Source organism: Murimonas intestini, assembly GCF_024622195.1.
Lineage (GTDB): Bacteria > Bacillota > Clostridia > Lachnospirales > Lachnospiraceae > Murimonas > Murimonas intestini.
Map to the genome: position 1 here is coordinate 68,949 of NZ_JANKBI010000022.1, position 17,682 is coordinate 86,630.

Here is a 17,682-nt window from a genome sequence, read left to right on the forward strand (position 1 = left end):
TATTTTTATACTCTTGGATCATTTACCTGCGGTCTGTGCAGTAAATGCACAGACCTGCCAAATAGTCACTTCTTTATACAATATCTGTTTTTTCCCTGTCTCTTTGCGCAGTAGAGTGCTTCATCCGCACGCTTTACTATCAGGTCGTAGTTCTTCTCTCCCATCCCCCGCAGAGCTATTCCCAAGCACACATGGATAAGCTTTGTCCCGCGGAAAGCTGCCAGTATATCTTCGGCGAGAGCCTCTATCTCCTCCTGCGTCCTGGCACTGTTCACCCATACGCAGAACTCATCGCCCCCATATCTGCACACAATATCGTTGCGCTTTATGCAGCGCTTCAGGATCTCTCCTGCCTCTATCAGCACCCTGTCTCCTCTGTCATGACCATATGTGTCGTTGATCTTCTTGAAATCATCAATATCCATAAAGATACAGGCATAGTTCCCTTTCTCATACCCTTTGCGCAGCTTCTGCTCAACAAGCTTTCTGGCTGCCTCCCTTGTCAGGACACCTGTGAGGGCGTCCGTGCTCACCACCTGCATCTCCTTTCTGCGCTGCCCGACCACATAAACAGTCAGTACAGCTATTACAGCCAGCATAATGATCGTCCCTATCAGAGATGCCGCTGAGAGAAAACGTATTTCATCAATCGTTGTCTCATAACTGTCTGTAACCACCAGTGACAATATGGTCCAGTCCTTTATATCAGCAGGCGCATAGTAGATCAGACGCATCTTATTGTTATTATAATACACGGCATACCCGGAACGCCCCTCTTTCACATCCTCTTTCAGCTTTTCCAGGACTCCCTCTTCCTTATAATCCATCTTTGCCAGCATATCATACACAGTATCGAAGCTTTCCATCCCGGGATAGGAGGCAGTAACTTCCCCGCTCTTGTCAAACACAAGATTAGCGCCTGACTCACTCATCTTCGAATCATTAATATACTCACCAAGCTCCAGGGTTGTATATTCCAGACAGACTGCACCTATGATCTCGTCATTGCGGATGATCGGCACTGCCATAACCACACCGTCCTGATTGCCGAAATCATTTTTCAGGACCTGTGAGACGACACGCTCCCCCATCATTACACGCTGGTAATAATCCTTGCCTGATACATCAACTGTATTGCCGGCAGCAAAGTACAGGGTACCATTTGCATCAGCTATTCCAAACTGAAATTTCTCATTTTTATATCTGTCGATTATCTGTCTCCAGTTTTCATCTCCCGAACCATCAGGCATATCACAGAATGCCGCAATAATATCAAGCCATTCTATTTTGGCCTTTATCCTGCCGCTTAAATAAGATTCTGCCCTCTCATTCTCTTTTTTCAGGTCGCTGTACGTCTGCTGCATGAGGCTTGACTGTACTTCATTATAATAATACATATTCAGCCAGATACAGCCTGCGATCATCAGTATGATCACCGCACAGACTGATAATACCTTTTTGGAATAACGTCTCTTTGCAACAGTATTTCCCTCTGTCTTATCCATAAGCACCCTACACTCCCTTTATCCTGTCTTCCCACTCGTGCAGCCTTCTGGCAGCCTCAGGATTTTGTTTTTCCAGCCGCCTGTCCAGCTTTTCACGGCTCTTTTTCAGCTTTTTCAAAACTTCAGGGTTTTCTCTCTGCAGCTCTTCTACGATCCTTCTGCGGCGCTTTTCAATCAGCTGGAGCACTCTCTTTCTGTTCTCCTGCTCACTGAGGTTCTGCGGAAGTTCATCAAGATGAAGCTCAATCCTTCTCAGGATTTCATCCTCATCGATAGCTCCCAGGTTGTGCCAATACGGCATTTTTCTCTCTACGCCCTCTTCCGCCAGCCGTTCCACGTCCGGCATGTTCTGGATATGGTCCATGATATGGTGTACTCTCTTCTCAACCTGTCCAACTGTATCATCCCCAAATGCCCATGCGAATTCCTCCAGCGAATTCTCTTCCTCTGCCCTGAGCTGCCATACTCGCTCATATTCTTTATTTTCCATATTTTCAAGGGGGAAGGGCTTCTCTATGCCTGCATCATGCAGAGCTGACAGTACTGTCCTTCTCACCATGCCCTCTTCTATGAGATGTCCTATTCCCAGCTTTCTCATCTCTTCATTTATCCTGGATGAGTGTTCCGTCAGATAAAACCTGATCCCTCTCTCCTTCAAACTCTCAGAGAGCATTTCTATATGGTCGGCCGCTGTTATATCCATACTGTTCACAGAACCAGCGTCTACTATCACGCACTTTGTATCTTCCTTTATACTATTTTCTATGTCATCCTGGAATATATTGATGTTGGCAAAAAAGAGGCTCTCGCTGAACCTGTAGATCACTGTATTCTCCACAGCATGTGCATAATGATTCTTTTTCAGGTCATACAGGCCGTCCCTGCCCGGTATCATTCCTAAAAATGACCTGGGAGGGTTAGTTGCCTTTATGATCACAGCCACAAATGACAGCATGATTCCAATAATAACTCCATATATAGTCCCCAGGCACAGAACTCCCATACATGCCGCTATAAAAATATAAAATTCCTTCCTGCTCACTTTGAAGAGACGCTTAGCCAGCCCGGCCTCCACCACATTCATAAGTGCTGATATCACAATAGCCGCAAGGACAGGTACCGGAAGAAATCTGATAAAGCCTGTAGCCGAGACAAGAACTGCCGCCATGGTCACCCCGGCTGCCAGAGAAACTGCCTGTGTCTTTCCTCCATACTGTTCGCTCATAGACGTCCTGGAGATACTGCCGTTAACAGGACAGCACCCCACAGCCGCCGCTGCCAGATTGCCCGCCGCACAGGCCAGGATCTCCCGGTTGTCATCAACCTTATATCCATTCTTAAATGCAAAATTATTTTCTGAGAGAAGTGTCTCCGCCATTATAACCACAGCCACCATAAGGCCTCTCCCGGCTGCATGGGTCAGATCCACGCTCCCTATATCCGGAATAAACAAGCCGGGCATTCCCGGCTCTACCGCAGAGAGCAGAACTACACCGTATTCATTTACGTGGAACAGAACTGCCGCCGCCACCCCTACGGCCATCATCACGATCGCCATGGGAAACCTTGGCGCAAACTTCTTAGCCAGGCGTATCAGTATAAGTGCTCCGCTGCCCAGGAGTACAGAGATCCAGTTTATATTTCCGCATGCCCTTCCGATATCCCCCAAAAGCTCCAGAAGCTCGCCGCTCCCTGATCCGCTGCCCAGGATCTTTGGTATCTGCATAAGAATGATAGTCAGGGCGATCCCGCTGATAAATCCTCCCATGACCGGGGTTGAAATAAAATTCACCATCTTCCCCGCCTTCAAAAAATAAAAAAGCAGAAGCCAGAGTCCTGCAAATAATGCAATCATAGGAACATACTGAAGAGCCTGTGAGGACCCTGCAGGAATGCCCAGCGTAGCCAGGGCGCCTCCCACGATGGCTGCCGGAGCCGCATCAACCCCCAGAATAAACTGGGGCGAAGTGGAGAGCATTGCAAAAAGCAGAATGGGAAAGACTGAGCCATACAGCCCATATACTGCCGGGAGACCCGAAACCTCCGCATACCCCATGGCTATGGGAATTGAGACAGCAGCAATTATAATACCCGTAAAAATATCCCTGAGCAGATATTCCTTTTTATAGTTTCTAAGAGTGGGAAAAAGTCTAATTTTCATAAATACAGGAATCTCCCTGAATACTCCTTCTATCTTCAGAGCTTCATGCGGAGCCTTTCGTCACCTTTAATTTAACTTACCATCCTGCATATTATAGCACTTATATTTCTTTTCCTCAATCACTGCTTCAATTGCATATTCCAGTCCCCTCGCAATGTCCTCCTGGGACATTCCCGGCGTCCCCTCGGGCTTCAGGGCCGCCTGCTCCGTTGAATACGGGACATGGATAAATCCTGCCCTGATCCCTCTGTATTTCTTATCCGCCAGGTATAAGACCTGATACATGATATAATTGCACACAAACGTGCCGGCCGAATAAGATATTCCTGCCTGTATGCCGTGGCGCCTGATATTTTCAGCCATTGCCTTTACAGGAAGCGTAGAGAAGTAAGCCGTATCTCCATCTTCCCTGATACTCTCCTCTATCGGCTGAGCCCCTTCATTATCAGGGATCCTGGCTTCTGCCAGATTGATAGCTGTCTTTTCTATCGATATCCCTGTCCTTCCTCCGGCCTGCCCCACGCATATGACTACATCAGGACTGTATACTTTGACTGCCTCTTCCACTATATGTCCGCATTTAGAAAATACAGTAGGAATCTCCAGCTTAATAATATCTGCCCCTGATATGGTCTCCGGCAGCAGCTTTACAGCTTCATAGGCCGGATTGACCTTCTCACCGCCGAACGGATCAAATCCCGTTACCAAAACCTTCATTATATATCCTCCTGTTAATTATGTACCTTATCATACTATAGCTTTTTCCGGAGGTAAAAGCAAGACTTGGTATGGGATGCCGGTGGTTTTTAATTGTTTGCAAGTAATAATGCTGGTAGAAAACAAAATATTATTTTGCTATAATTAATTTATTAAATTACAGAAGAAATCAGGAGGTAAAAAATGGCGCATCGCAGAGTTGAAAAGTGTCCGTACTGTGGGAAGACTATTACTTCCTTGCCGGCATTGACCGACAGGCGGAAGATATGTTCTTTCGGCTGGTAGAACAGTATGCAGCGGCGGTAAGCTGCTATTACTAAAAATACCCTGATATTCATATGAAAGTGAGGTGTTCGGGTGAAAGAGTTTGAAAAAATATATTCAGAACACTATGATATTGTGTTTCATTATGTACTTTCACTCTGCGGAGATGAAGCACAAGCAGAAGAAATCACCCAAGAGGCTTTTTTCAAAGCACTGAAAAACATCGATACTTTCCGAGGCGAATGCAAGCTGAGTGTATGGTTATGCCAGATTGCTAAAAATACATTTTACACAGACGCAAAGCGGCGTGGACGACAAGTTGAGTATCCACTGGAAATGGTACCGTCTACTCAAGACATTGAACAAGGTATTTTTATTAAAGAAGAAGCATTGACAATTCACAATATTCTTCACCGGCTGGACGAACCATATAAAGAAGTGTTCTGGATGCGAACTTTTGGAGAACTTTCATTCAAAGATATTGCGGATATGTTCGGCAAAACAGAGAGTTGGGCAAGAGTTACCTATCACCGTGCAAAATTAAAAATTAAGGAGGGTCTCAAATGAAATATCCTTGTGAATTAGTACAAGACTTGTTGCCCCTATATATTGATGAAGTGTGCAGCGAAGAGAGTAAAAAAGCGGTTGAAGAACATTTGTCTGAATGTCCTGACTGTAGAGCAGTTTATGCTGAAATGCGAGATTCAGATGAGATAGAGCTGACACCTTCTCTTGCCAACCGGGAACGCCAAAAAGCAGAATCGTATCAATCTGTCAAGAAAAAACTATTCCGTAAGCAGTTGCTTGCTGCGGTCGGAGCTGTTTTTGCTTTAGCCATCCTTGTCTTTGCAGCGATTGGTATCTTAAAAAACACACAACAGGTAGTTGAATACAATAAAATATCTGTTTCTATAGCAGACGGCGATTTGATTGGACGATTACGGGGGAGTGAAGTAAGTTACCTGAAAATCAAGAGAGTTTCCACTACAGTAGTCGGTGAAGAAAAAGATGTCCTCTTATTCTATGTCTCTGATACTAAATGGAATGAGCTGATCAACAGTGAGAAAGTTTTTTCAGAATTTACACTTTGTGCTGCTGACAAAGGATCAGATGATATAAGTGCCGTTTACTACTTCACAGGCGACTACACCAATTTGGAAAATATGAGTGAAACAGAATTTCAAAACACGATTCTTTCTTCCCAATTACTTTGGGAAAAGTAATCTATACAGAAATGCCGTATCGGATATAAAACCGATACGGTATATTTTTTTGAAATTGTTTGTAACGAAATCCATTTTTGATAGTCATAGGGGTGAAAACAGGAATGGAGGATTACTATGTTATACAAAATAAAACGATGGTTAAAGCCAACTACTATACTTCTAATCGCAGGATTCGCCATTTCACTAACCTCTGTTTTGATCGGCATTAGCGCCATCAATTCAGTAATCAGTTCATTGGCTGAAATGGGTAGTGAAACACCAATCTATTTAACAATGCAGAATACAGGCTTTTCTCTTGCTACTGCCATATATATTTTTTCGGTTGCTAATTGCCTTGTAGTAACGAATTATTGGATGATTGCGCAGAAGCGGGATATGGCAATTCGCAAAGCGTTCGGTTGGTCTAATTTGCAGTTAACCGGCATGATTACTCTTCAAATGGCAAAGATGCTGACCGTCAGCCTTGTTATAAGCATCATTTTTCTCAGTGTATTAGCCGCGCAAAATGCAGCTGTTTTTTCTGTAGAGCTGACACCTTTTTTCATATCAGGCTCAATGATGTTAATGTTATTCACCCTATTTATGTCCGTGTTGATCCCAATCATACGGATTTTGAAAATTCATCCGGCGGAGGTGATTTCATAATGAGGCCAATTCTGCAGCTGGCATTAAAAGAAATACGAAAAAAGAGAGTCCGCACAATATTGATGTTTGTGGTATGTCTGATAGCTACGCTTACGGTATTTACTTCCATTACTAATGCAACAAGTGCAATCTGTCAGCAAAAAATATTTGATCGCAATTTAGGACTTGAGGCTGGTCAGATTCTACACCTAAAGTATCTGCAAACAGATGAAACTGCTGAATTTACAACTGCACTTGCAGATTTTAGAAACTACATAGAGACGCTTCCCGGGGTTAACGCTGTGGGACAGTTTGATGCAACAGGTATCAACTTCTCCGAATTAAAAACATCTGAAGAATATGTCAAGATAAATCAAAAAATCCTTGAAAATGGAGTTTATAAAGATTATCCCGAAAGATCTCAGGTGTTGTATGTTGACGAGGCCCTTTTACCCCTTGTAAAAGGAGGAATTTCAGCTTTTGCGAGCACCCAAAGCACAAACCTCCCCATATATGCCAGCGAAGTTTTTAAGGATGTCGTACCCGTTGGCACTTTTCTGACAGATGAACGGACAGGTGAAATGTATGAAGTGGTCGGATATTTTTCAAAAGGAAGCCAATGGGTTGAAGAAGACGATTTGATCCGCTATCCGCTTGTTTCGTTGGATGGCTGGTTTATCGCCCCTTTTTCAGATGAAGGGAGAAATGATATTTTGACTCAATTATCTTCTTTACACAACACCTATGTGCTGCTTTCTGAAACTGCCGATGAGAAAATATTGGAGCAGGAAATATGCAGCTACTCGTTTTCACACGGTTTTTCTGCAACTGCGATTTCCCTTTCGGAAGAATATGAAATATATCGTTCAGAAACAGGTACTTTCACCTCCCGACAGATTATCATTGCGATTTTTATTTCTATGATGGCTCTTACTTCAATTATCGCAGTTTTTACAACAAATACGCTGCTAAAACGCAGGCAATACGGCATTTTAATTGCTAACGGCTTCACGCAAAAAGACATTGCTTTCTGTATAGCAGCTGAAATAGCAATTATCGTTTTCTCTTCAACACTGGTTGCCTGGATTATCAAATTCGTTGAATTTCGTAATAATACAGACGTGTTTAGAGAGGCGCTAATGACGGCGCATATTCAATATACACTGCCGGTTTGCTTGCTTATCGCAGTCATTCTTGTGATTTTAGCAACGCTTTTTCCGGCATTTAAGCTATTTCAATATCAACCGGGTGATTTAATAGGAGGAAATACCAATGGCAATGATTGAATTAAACCATATATCAAAAGAATACCGGACCGATAATATTGTTACACCGGCTCTATCGAACATTGATTTGAAAATCGAGCAGGGAGAATTTGTATCAATTATGGGAGCGTCTGGTTCCGGCAAGACAACGCTTTTGAACATTGTGGGTTGTATGGATGCCCCCACCGCAGGTACATATCTGTTCGATGGAAAAGATTTAAGCCGTGAAAAAGAAAATAATTTATCAGCAATACGAGGAAAAAGAATTGCCTTTGTGTTCCAACATTTTGCTTTGATCGGCGACTATACAATATTTGAAAATGTTGAAATGCCGCTGATTAAGCAATCCGTTTCAAAAACGGTGCGACAGCAAAAAATACAATCTGCACTTGAGGCTGTAGGTATCAAATCTCTTTCTAAGAAGAAAGCAGCACATATTTCAGGCGGACAAAAACAGCGTGTTGCGATTGCCAGAGCAATCGCTTGTGGTGCAGATGTGATTCTTGCTGACGAGCCGACGGGTGCATTGGATAGCAAAACTGGAAAAGAAATAATGGAACTTTTTACCAATCTTAACGCAGAAGGGAAAACAATTATCCTTATTACGCACGATAGAAAAATTGCAGAATATGCGAAGCGACTGATTACAATTCAAGATGGGAGGATTTTGAGTGATGAAGCTATCTCAAAGAACAATCTCGCTTTTTCTTGCACTAAGTATGCTTTTTATGCTTACGGGCTGCAAGGAAAGTAATACAACTGAATATACAACGGTACAGAGTTTTGAATATCACTTCTTTCCGAGTAGCACCGTGTCATTTACTGTTATTATCGAAGAGGAGACCAATGGGTCAGTGATTGGTGAAATACTAAGTCGTTAATACATAAGGTAATAAAATATGTATGCCGGCGGTGTGGGATTTGTCCATACCGGCGTTTTTTCTATGCCTATCGGCTGCCTCTGTTAAAGGATTTTGTATACTGTTTGGGCATGCCCTGCAAGGGAAGCGAAACGTACCTCTGCAAGACTGCTGGATAAGGTGACCGGGCAGGCATTTGACGATATAGATTTAGGAATATCTTAATTTTTTATAAGGAAAATAGTTAAGATTTCCCTCTGCATTTCTGTTAATATATCTTAATTATAACTAAACGGCAGCGGCGGGCATATTCACTTATAGCTCATTGCCTACAGTAATTGCAAGAATTGGGAGAAACACTATGAATGAAAAGATATTAGTTGTTGACGATGAGAAAGAGATTTCTGACCTTGTCGCCCTGTACCTGGAAAATGAAGGATTTGCTGTATACAAATTTTATACAGCCGCGGAGGCGCTGGAATGTATCGCTTCGGTGGATCTGGACCTGGCGATCCTGGATGTCATGCTCCCGGACACAGATGGTTTCCAGATATGTAAAAAGATACGTGAACGAAGCACATATCCAATACTGATGCTCACCGCCAAGGGTGAGGAGATCGATAAGATCACAGGGCTTACCCTTGGGGCCGATGATTACGTCACAAAGCCTTTCCGCCCATTAGAATTGGTCGCGCGCGTCAAGGCACAGCTTCGCAGATATAAGCAGTATAATACCCCTTCAGCTCCTGAAGAAAAAGACATCATTACTTGTGCTGCCCTGACAATGAACATCCTCACGCATGAATGTACTTTAAACGAAAAGCCACTGATACTCACTCCCGCTGAGTTTACTATCCTGCAGACCCTCTGCCAGGCCAACGGCCGGGTAGTAAGCGCGGAAGAGCTTTTCCACAAACTCTGGGGCAATGAGCAGTTCAGCAAGGATAACCGCAGCATCACTGTCCACATCCGCCATCTCCGTGAAAAGATGAATGATTCTTTTGAACGCCCCAAATATATAAAAACTGTCTGGGGATGCGGCTACAAGATCGACCGTATTTAGCCTGTACCCATCTTAGCAAAATATCAACAATTCCTTAACTTTTAATTACTGCTTTAGAAATCAGATATTAAAGTACAATTGTTTTCATCCTGCTAAACTATTCTTAAACAGGGGAGAGAAACCGAAAAATATAAATACTCCCTGAAAAAGAAGGGAAGGGATCCAATTGTACACTAACCAGCCTGATTTCAGATCCAGAAATGCAAGGAGGAGGCGCCGCCGCCGGCTCAGAATCCGCGTCTGCAGCTCACTGATCAGTATCGCCCTTGTATGCATATTAATTGCCTTTATGTATCTTATCACTTCGAAAAAACAGTCCCCGGGCATGGAAGGCAGCTTTTCAAACCAGAATGTCCAAAACGCCGGCCTTACCCCGGCTGATGCAGACATTAAAATCACAGAAAAAGATATTGATCTGTCGTCTCTTTACAGTCCGAATGCCATTCTTGTTAAACTTCAGTCAGGTGAAGTCATCTCCGCTCACGGTGAAGATGACAAGATCTATCCTGCCTCACTGACAAAAATCATGACTGCCATACTGGCAATTGAAAACACACCGGACCTGGACAGGAGCACTGTACTTCCCTATGAGATATTCTCCGGACTCTATGCGGAAGATGCTTCTATGGCCGGGTTTCTGCCGGATGAAACAGCCACTTACCGGGATCTTCTCTACGGGATACTTCTCCCGTCGGGTGCGGAATGCTGCCTCACCTTTGCCCAGGACATAGCCGGGTCTGAATCTGCTTTCACAGATATGATGAACTCCAAAGCTGCAGAACTTGGAATGGAGCATACACACTTCACTAACACTACCGGTCTGCATGATACTGACCACTATACTACTGTCCGGGATCTGTCCGTGCTCCTTGAGTATGCTTTGAAAAATAATGATTTCAGGACAGCCTTTACAAGCCAGGCCCATCATACACAGCCGTCTGAGCTCCATCCTGATGGATTTACATTTTCAAGCACACTGTTCACTAATCTGGACTCATCAGAGGCCTCCCGCGGAAGGATTCTGGGAGGTAAGACCGGATATACAGATGAAGCAGGATTATGCCTGGCCAGTCTGGCCAATATAAACGGCAGAGAATACATTTTAATAACAGCCGGAGCCGATGGTTCCCATACTACTGCCCAATTCAATATTCTCGATGCCATTCATGTCTATGACCAGCTGGAAAATATACAGTGACATGTCCTATGATGTTTAAAAAAAGCTTTGTATATGATATCATAAAGCTGCCGTATCAATGCTCTTTCCATACAGCAGAAAAATGCCAGGCTGATCAGAAATACCCGGATATGTCAAAATCTGTGCTTAAGGTCTGGGGAGAGCCTTGCAACAGTTTATATTTAAAACAAATGAAGGAGAATATTCATGTATGATGTCATAATTATAGGTGCCGGCCCGGCTGGAAGCAGCGCTGCAAAAGAGCTGGCTTCAAACGGGTATAAAGTACTGCTGGCAGAGAAGTTTAAGCTTCCCAGAAATAAATCATGTTCCGGGATCCTGATCAAAAAATCGCTGGACCTGATTTCACAGTATTTCGGTGAACAGGTGCCGTCCTCTGTTAAGTGCTCTCCGGCAGACAACAGGGGAATGGTATTTACAAATGATACAGGCAGAGAATTTCTGTTTGAGCAGCCGGGTGCAAATATCTGGCGGAGCAGCTTTGACTGCTGGCTGGCCCAAAAGGCTGCAGATGCCGGGGCCATATTGCGTGACTGTACCGCTGCCGTCGCTTACAGTGAATCAGAGGATTCTGTTACAGTAACATTTAAAAGCAGCACATCCGAGGGAGGCTGCACATTCAAGGACTGTGCCACTTATACAGAATCTGCTAAAATAGTAATAATATGCGAGGGAGCTGTCAGCTCTTTAAAACGAAAATACAGGAATGCGTCCAAAAATTATATTACTACTTATCAGACATTTAACAGGGGCAGTATTTCATTAGATCCACACTATTTTTACGCTTACCTGCAGCCCCGGCTGTCTCAGTATGACGCCTGGTTTAATGTGAAAGATGATTATCTGATCTTTGGTGTGGCAGTCAGCGATACTTCTCTGACTGAACATTATTATAAAGAATTTATATCCTATATGGAACATGAGCATAACGCCCGGATAGAGGCACAGGTTAATTCTGAAAAATGGATCATGCCCCATATTCAGCCGGGCTGTCCCATAGAATATGGTTCAGGAAGAGTCCTGTTCGCAGGTGAGGCTGCAGGTTTCCTGAATCCGATGGGAGAAGGAATCTCAGGCGGGCTTGAGAGCGGCCATGCCGCAGCACGTGCCGTCTGTGAGTCCGGTTTTTCCTCTAATGCTGACCTTTCCAGAATCCTCAGCAGCTATCAGCGCCTGACTCTGGACCTGAAGAATTATATGGAGCGCCAATGGGGTTTTGTAGCCGGAATGGCTGGTACCTTTGGACATATGCGCTCCTGATCCAAATCATCTGCATGGCGCCGCCATGGGATTTCTGCATTCTTGCATCATGTTCATACAGTCTGTGCAGCAGATGCGCAGACTGTATGAACAGTTACTTGTTTTTCTCTTCTGCCGCCTCCGGATTAATTTCAAAAATTTATTTTAAAAGTGCTTGACACCCGCAACTGTATCTGCTATAGTTACAGTAATAAATGTAATGTTTTAAGTTACAGTTGCTGCAATCTAAATCAATACACGGCAGCAAACTGCCTGGTATCTGACCCTCGCGGCATTCGCCAAATGCACGTGCAAGCATGTTCACTTGGCTCATTGCTCGCGGGAATAAAAAGGAGGATTTTCGAATGAAGAAATATGATAATATTATTATAGGCTTTGGCAAAGGCGGGAAAACTATAGCTGGTGCACTTGCCAAAAATGGGCAGAAAACGGCTTTGATTGAGAAATCACCTGATATGTATGGAGGCACCTGTATCAATGTGGCCTGCATCCCCTCTAAATTCCTTGAGAATTCAGCACAGAAGGCTGCTTTTCTGGGGAATAATTTTGAGGAGAGGGCTAAATATTATAAGAATATAATCCATGAAAAACGTGAACTGACTAAGGCACTCCGCCAGAAAAATTATGATAAGGTTGCCATTGACGCAGGAGCGGATGTACTTACAGGTTCAGCAGAATTTTTAGATGCCCGGCATGTCCGTGTCACCTATGCTGACGGCACTTCAGAGGAACTGGAAGGCACGAGATTTTTTATCAATACAGGAGCCCGTCCCTTTATACCTGATATTCCGGGGATAAATGGCAATCCATATGTATACACCAGTGAAACTCTCATGGACCTGGACCAGCTTCCCAAAAAGCTGGCTATTATCGGAGGCGGATATATTGGTGTGGAATTTGCTTCCTACTATGCAAATTTTGGTTCTTCTGTTACTATAATACAGACTTCCGATAAGTTTCTGCCCCGGGAGGATGAAGAAGTCGCAGCTGCCGCTATGAAGAGTATGGAAAACCATGGAATAACCATACTCAAAAATACACAGATCAAAGGTATCGGGCAGGAAAACGGCAAAGCTTCCCTTTCTCTGTCTGTTGAAGGAAAGGATCTTGTCATAGATGCTGACGCTGTTCTGGCAGCTACAGGCCGCAGGCCAAATCTGGAAGGACTCCACCCCGAAGCTGCGGGAGTCTCTCTGACATCACGGGGAGCTGTAATGGTGGATGAACATTTAAAAACGACAGCAGAAAATATATGGGCTATGGGAGATGTAACAGGCGGACTGCAATTTACTTATATCTCACTTGATGATTCCAGGATCGTTAAATCACAGCTTTTAGGAGACGGAAGCAGGACAACAGGCAACAGAGGGGCTGTTCCATACAGTATTTTTATTGATCCCCCATTTTCAAGAGTCGGCATGACAGAAAAAGAGGCAAGAGAAGCCGGTTACGATGTGAAGGTCACCAGACTTGCCGCCGCTGCCGTACCGAAAGCGAAGGTTCTGAAAAAGACTGACGGATTATTCAAGGCCATCATAGACACCAAAACAGATAAGATATTGGGAGCACACCTCTTCGGAGCTGAATCCCATGAAATTATAAATATAATAAAAGTAGTCATAGATGCAGGACTTCCCTATACTGTTTTAAGAGACGGGATATTTACACATCCTACGATGGCAGAAGCATTAAATGACCTTCTCTGACACTTTAATGTGCAAAATATGCAAAGCGCAATATTACTTTACAACAAGACAGATTCCCCGCCGGGAATAGACTTTAGAAAGCCAGGAGGTATTTATGAATTTAACAATCGAGACCGGAGTCCCCGTCCTGACAGTATTTATTCAGGGATTACTTAGTTTCTTCTCACCATGCATCCTGCCGCTGGTACCGCTGTACATCGGTTATCTGGCAGGCGGCATGCAGACAGTTTCAGAAGATGGGACGATCCATTACCCCAGAAAAAAGGTAATGCTGCACACACTTTTCTTCATTATAGGCATAGGCTTCGCATTCGTTGTGCTTGGCCTTGGCTTTACAGCGCTGGGCCAGTTCTTCAGCGGCAATAAAATATGGTTTGTCAGGATAGGCGGTATCATCATGATACTGTTTGGTATCTACCAGTTAGGCATCCTGGGCAAATCTAATAAAATAGAGCAGGAACACAGGCTTCCTTTCAGCATAGACAAAAGAACCATGGGACCAGTAGCTGCCCTTATCCTTGGCTTTATCTTCAGCTTCGCATGGACACCCTGTGTAGGCCCTGTCCTTGCCAGCGTGCTTTTGATGGCTTCATCAGCCAGCTCGGCTGCAAAAGGCTTTTTATTGATCGGAGTCTACCTTCTCGGTTTTGTACTGCCCTTCCTTGCAGTCGGATTGTTTACAAGCACTGTATTAGATTTCTTTAAAAAGCATCAAAAGGTTATCAAGTATACTGTTAAGATCGGCGGCGTGCTTCTGATCATAATGGGTATTATGACACTGACAGGCTGGATGAACGGACTTACAGGATATCTGTCATCCTTTGGAGGCGGCGGATCTTCAGCTCCTGTTGAGACCCAGACAGAGACCTCCCGTATGACTGAAAATATGACTGAAGAAATAACTGAAGCCTTGACGGAGGCACCATCCACTGAAGCCGGTACTGCAGCTTCTGAAACATCTAAAGAGACGGAAAGCTCTGCAGCACTTACACCTGCCCCTGATTTTACGCTTGTAGACCAAAACGGGGACACCCACACATTATCAGATTACAAAGGCAAAACTGTATTTCTTAACTTCTGGGCTACATGGTGCGGCCCCTGCCAGAAAGAAATGCCTGATATCCAGGCCCTGTATGAAAAGTATGGTATGAATGAGGAGGATCTGGTGGTTCTCGGTGTCGCAAATCCTAAAACCGACGACCGTCCCCAGAACAGTGACGTTGATCAGGAATCTGTGAAGAAGTTCCTGGAGGATAACGGCTACACTTATCCTGTGGCCATGGATACCACTGGAGATGTATTTTCCTCCTACTATATAAGCGCATTTCCTACCACCTTTATGATAGATAAAGACGGAAATGTATTCGGTTATGTGACAGGCACACTGACAGCCGATATCATGGAAAGCATTGTTCAGCAGACCATGGAACAAAAACGTACCCAATAAAGTATTTATAAAAGCCAGAGAGCTGCGTCTGCAGTATCTCTGGCTTTTCTCCTGCCTGTGTTTTCCCGTCTAATTTACTTTTTCGATCTTATATTCCTGCCTTCCCAGATCAACAGTGACAGCTGTTCCATCACTGAATAAAGTCCGCTGTATTTCTTTTTTCCCGCCTATAAACTCATGACTTACCATTTCTGCAAAGGCAATTTTATGATACAGGCCTGTCACAACTTTGCACCTCTCTATCTGCTCTTTCTCACTTATGTGGCATTCGTTCTCAAATGCCCCGTCAATATTTGCATAGGCGCCATCTCTTTTCAGGTAAGGCGCCCCTCCATTTAAGAGGGCATAGAGCATATAGTCATTCTTTTCTGTTACTTTATCCATCATCCACGGTATGATGAGGCAGTCATGATAGACCAGCCCAAACAGAGGCACGGGGATCCCCCGCTTTTCAATTCCCTCCTTCCCCATCATAAAATCATAGGGTGCATAGTGGCAGAATACCAGCCCCGGCACAGCCCAGTCATTTACCTCCTCTGAACTTGCCAGTATTTTCTGGGACTCCAGATAATTAAAACACCGCAGCCTGTAATCATAGCTGTCTCTTCTTGTCATTCTGTGACGCTGATTACTGCACTCGTCTCCCTCATTGCAGGTAAATACGTCCAGATATGCACAGTCCGGCCTGATTCCCTGTTCAAAGAGACGCTGGAAGTTTCTCTTCACATAATAGGGCGCCCTGGATGTACACAGATAAGACTGGGGTCCCCCGGCCCAGCAGCTCTGCTCCGGGATATTCCCGTCTGTCAGCCGGCAGGCTTCCTCTTCGTTAAAGCTCTCTGCCGCCCTGTAATAATCCCTGTACTGGTCATGGATGCCGAACAGATCCCCATGGGCGTGAAGTGTCTCTTCCAGCTGCCTCATCTCCTCCGCTCCCCCGGCTTCCCTGCACACGGGATAATAATCAGGATGATTATTATCATATCCCGGCTCAGCCCAGCCATCCAGATGCATGTACACAGGTCCGGCCCCCTGTTCATGCCATTTTACAATTTCCTCTGTTCTGCTGCCAAATGTTGTAAGTTTATTATTTTTTGCAGGTTCTTTCTCATCATAGAAGTCAGATTCGGGATTCACATACGTCTTGATCCCCTGATGTATAAAGGAACACTCTGTCAGCTGCCTTATCTTGGGAAGTCTGACCGCCTTTTCTTCAAGTGTCCTCACCATTCCGCATTCACTTGCATAGCGCCTGTACACTTTACAGATATCATTATAGTCACAGTCTTCTAAAAACTTATACCGGATGATTCTGCGGTGATCCATCCTGCCCAGGCTGCTGTCATTCCATACGCCTATCTGTGTATAGCTCGTTCCGTCAGGCTGGTCCAGATAATATCCTGCATTCCATGGCGTCTCACAGATAGTCAGGCATCCCCTTCTCTCCCTGACCTGGGCAAACCATGGCATATAACTGCCCGCTGTGCCAAAACGTCCTTCAAAAATAACTTTGCCGAATTTTTCATTCCAGTTATTGGGTATTAAAATACCCTGCCGCAGATTTATCAGAGAATACCACCTCTCACTCTCAGAAGTGAACTCCATGGGTGCAGGCCAATAAACCTTTAAGACAGCCGCCTCACTCTCTTCAATAGGGATCCATTCGCAGATAATGTCTCCCGTGGCTTCCTCCATCCATACACACAGTTCAAAGGAGACAGCCGTCTCCTTTCCGCCTATGCAGAACTTCTCAAAACGGCTGTAAAAGCCTGAAGCAATGCCGCTGTGAAAACTTTTATGCTCTATTTTCAGCGCTTCATCAAAATATGTCCTTCCCTGCTCTGTGAGAAAATAAGGCCTGAATGTTCTGTCCAAAGCCCATCTGACCTCATTTCCGGCAGTTACAGAAAACCCAAAGGTATCTGTGTCGTATGTAAGCTTCACGTCATTATATGTGATTGTCATTTACAGGATCTCCTTTATCTCTTCTATCAGATCCAGGTCAGCAGGAAGCCATTCCAGCATGTCCAGTTCATTCTTTGCCAGCCATCTGCAGGCCTCATGCTCCAGCAGAGTCAGACTGCCTTTTAAAACCCTGCACAAAAAGCAATGCATAGTCAGGTGGAATCCCGGATAGTCATATTCTACCGTATCAATATACTTTATCACTTCAATCTCCGTATCCAGTTCCTCCCGGATCTCTCTGCACAGAGCCTCCTCCCTGGTTTCTCCGGGCTCCATCTTGCCCCCGGGAAATTCCCAGCCATCTTTAAATTCACCATATCCACGCTGAGTAGCAAATATCTTATCTCCAGCCTGTATTATGGCTGCTACAACTTCTATTTTTTTCATGCTGCATCCTTTCTGAAACTCATTAAATTGGTGA

General features: G+C 44.5%; 15 protein-coding genes. 10 read left to right on the forward strand and 5 right to left on the reverse strand.

All coding sequences use genetic code 11. The features are described from left to right. Nucleotides 1-65: 65 nt before the first annotated feature. From NSB28_RS22305 to pcp, 3 genes are all read right to left on the reverse strand, one after another. Nucleotides 66-1,505, reverse strand: coding sequence for a sensor domain-containing diguanylate cyclase (locus tag NSB28_RS22305; RefSeq protein ID WP_148409644.1), 1,440 nt, complete (start codon nt 1,503-1,505; stop codon nt 66-68). 7 nt (nt 1,506-1,512) lie between these two features. Then, entirely contained in the window at nt 1,513-3,666 is a 2,154-nt protein-coding gene (locus NSB28_RS22310; RefSeq protein ID WP_109747867.1) for a SulP family inorganic anion transporter, read from the reverse strand. Nucleotides 3,667-3,732: 66 nt separating this feature from the next. Further along, nucleotides 3,733-4,383 (reverse strand): pyroglutamyl-peptidase I, encoded by a 651-nt coding sequence (gene pcp, locus NSB28_RS22315; protein WP_109747868.1) that lies wholly within the window; start codon nt 4,381-4,383, stop codon nt 3,733-3,735. A 357-nt stretch (nt 4,384-4,740) separates the two neighbouring features. Here pcp and NSB28_RS22320 point away from each other — a divergent pair, with 357 nt between their 5' ends. The 10 genes from NSB28_RS22320 to NSB28_RS22365 all read left to right on the forward strand — a co-directional run bounded on the left by NSB28_RS22320 (nt 4,741) and on the right by NSB28_RS22365 (nt 15,296). After that, entirely contained in the window at nt 4,741-5,214 is a 474-nt protein-coding gene (locus tag NSB28_RS22320; protein WP_109747869.1) for an RNA polymerase sigma factor, read from the forward strand. Continuing rightward, a complete protein-coding gene (locus NSB28_RS22325) occupies nt 5,211-5,870 on the forward strand; it encodes a zf-HC2 domain-containing protein (RefSeq protein WP_109747870.1) in 660 nt (219 codons plus the stop codon). Before NSB28_RS22320 ends, NSB28_RS22325 begins: the two co-directional genes overlap by 4 nt. A gap of 117 nt (nt 5,871-5,987) precedes the next feature. Further along, entirely contained in the window at nt 5,988-6,518 is a 531-nt protein-coding gene (locus tag NSB28_RS22330; RefSeq protein ID WP_109747871.1) for an FtsX-like permease family protein, read from the forward strand. After that, nucleotides 6,518-7,783: an ABC transporter permease gene (locus tag NSB28_RS22335; protein ID WP_109747872.1), complete on the forward strand. Its 1,266-nt coding sequence runs from the start codon at nt 6,518-6,520 to the stop codon at nt 7,781-7,783. Before NSB28_RS22330 ends, NSB28_RS22335 begins: the two co-directional genes overlap by 1 nt. Beyond that, entirely contained in the window at nt 7,770-8,516 is a 747-nt protein-coding gene (locus tag NSB28_RS22340; RefSeq protein ID WP_109747873.1) for an ABC transporter ATP-binding protein, read from the forward strand. The genes NSB28_RS22335 and NSB28_RS22340 overlap by 14 nt, the downstream gene beginning before the upstream one ends. A 467-nt stretch (nt 8,517-8,983) precedes the next feature. Next, on the forward strand, nt 8,984-9,685 hold the full coding sequence (vanR, locus tag NSB28_RS22345; RefSeq protein WP_109747874.1) for a VanR-ABDEGLN family response regulator transcription factor: 702 nt from the start codon (nt 8,984-8,986) through the stop codon (nt 9,683-9,685). Between the two features lie 166 nt (nt 9,686-9,851). Next, complete coding sequence (locus NSB28_RS22350; protein WP_257497814.1) at nt 9,852-10,883, forward strand: D-alanyl-D-alanine carboxypeptidase family protein; 1,032 nt, start codon at nt 9,852-9,854, stop codon at nt 10,881-10,883. 186 nt (nt 10,884-11,069) lie between these two features. After that, entirely contained in the window at nt 11,070-12,143 is a 1,074-nt protein-coding gene (locus NSB28_RS22355) for an NAD(P)/FAD-dependent oxidoreductase (protein WP_109747876.1), read from the forward strand. A gap of 344 nt (nt 12,144-12,487) precedes the next feature. Further along, nucleotides 12,488-13,849, forward strand: a complete 1,362-nt coding sequence (locus tag NSB28_RS22360) for an FAD-dependent oxidoreductase (protein ID WP_109747877.1) — start codon at nt 12,488-12,490, stop codon at nt 13,847-13,849. A 94-nt stretch (nt 13,850-13,943) separates the two neighbouring features. Then, nucleotides 13,944-15,296, forward strand: a complete 1,353-nt coding sequence (locus NSB28_RS22365; protein WP_109747878.1) for a cytochrome c biogenesis protein/redoxin — start codon at nt 13,944-13,946, stop codon at nt 15,294-15,296. A 69-nt stretch (nt 15,297-15,365) separates the two neighbouring features. Here the strand turns inward: NSB28_RS22365 and NSB28_RS22370 are convergent, their stop codons facing one another. Further along, nucleotides 15,366-17,261: a DUF5696 domain-containing protein gene (locus NSB28_RS22370; RefSeq protein WP_109747879.1), complete on the reverse strand. Its 1,896-nt coding sequence runs from the start codon at nt 17,259-17,261 to the stop codon at nt 15,366-15,368. Then, nucleotides 17,262-17,648, reverse strand: a complete 387-nt coding sequence (locus NSB28_RS22375) for a (deoxy)nucleoside triphosphate pyrophosphohydrolase (RefSeq protein ID WP_109747899.1) — start codon at nt 17,646-17,648, stop codon at nt 17,262-17,264. Nucleotides 17,649-17,682 lie beyond the last annotated feature (34 nt).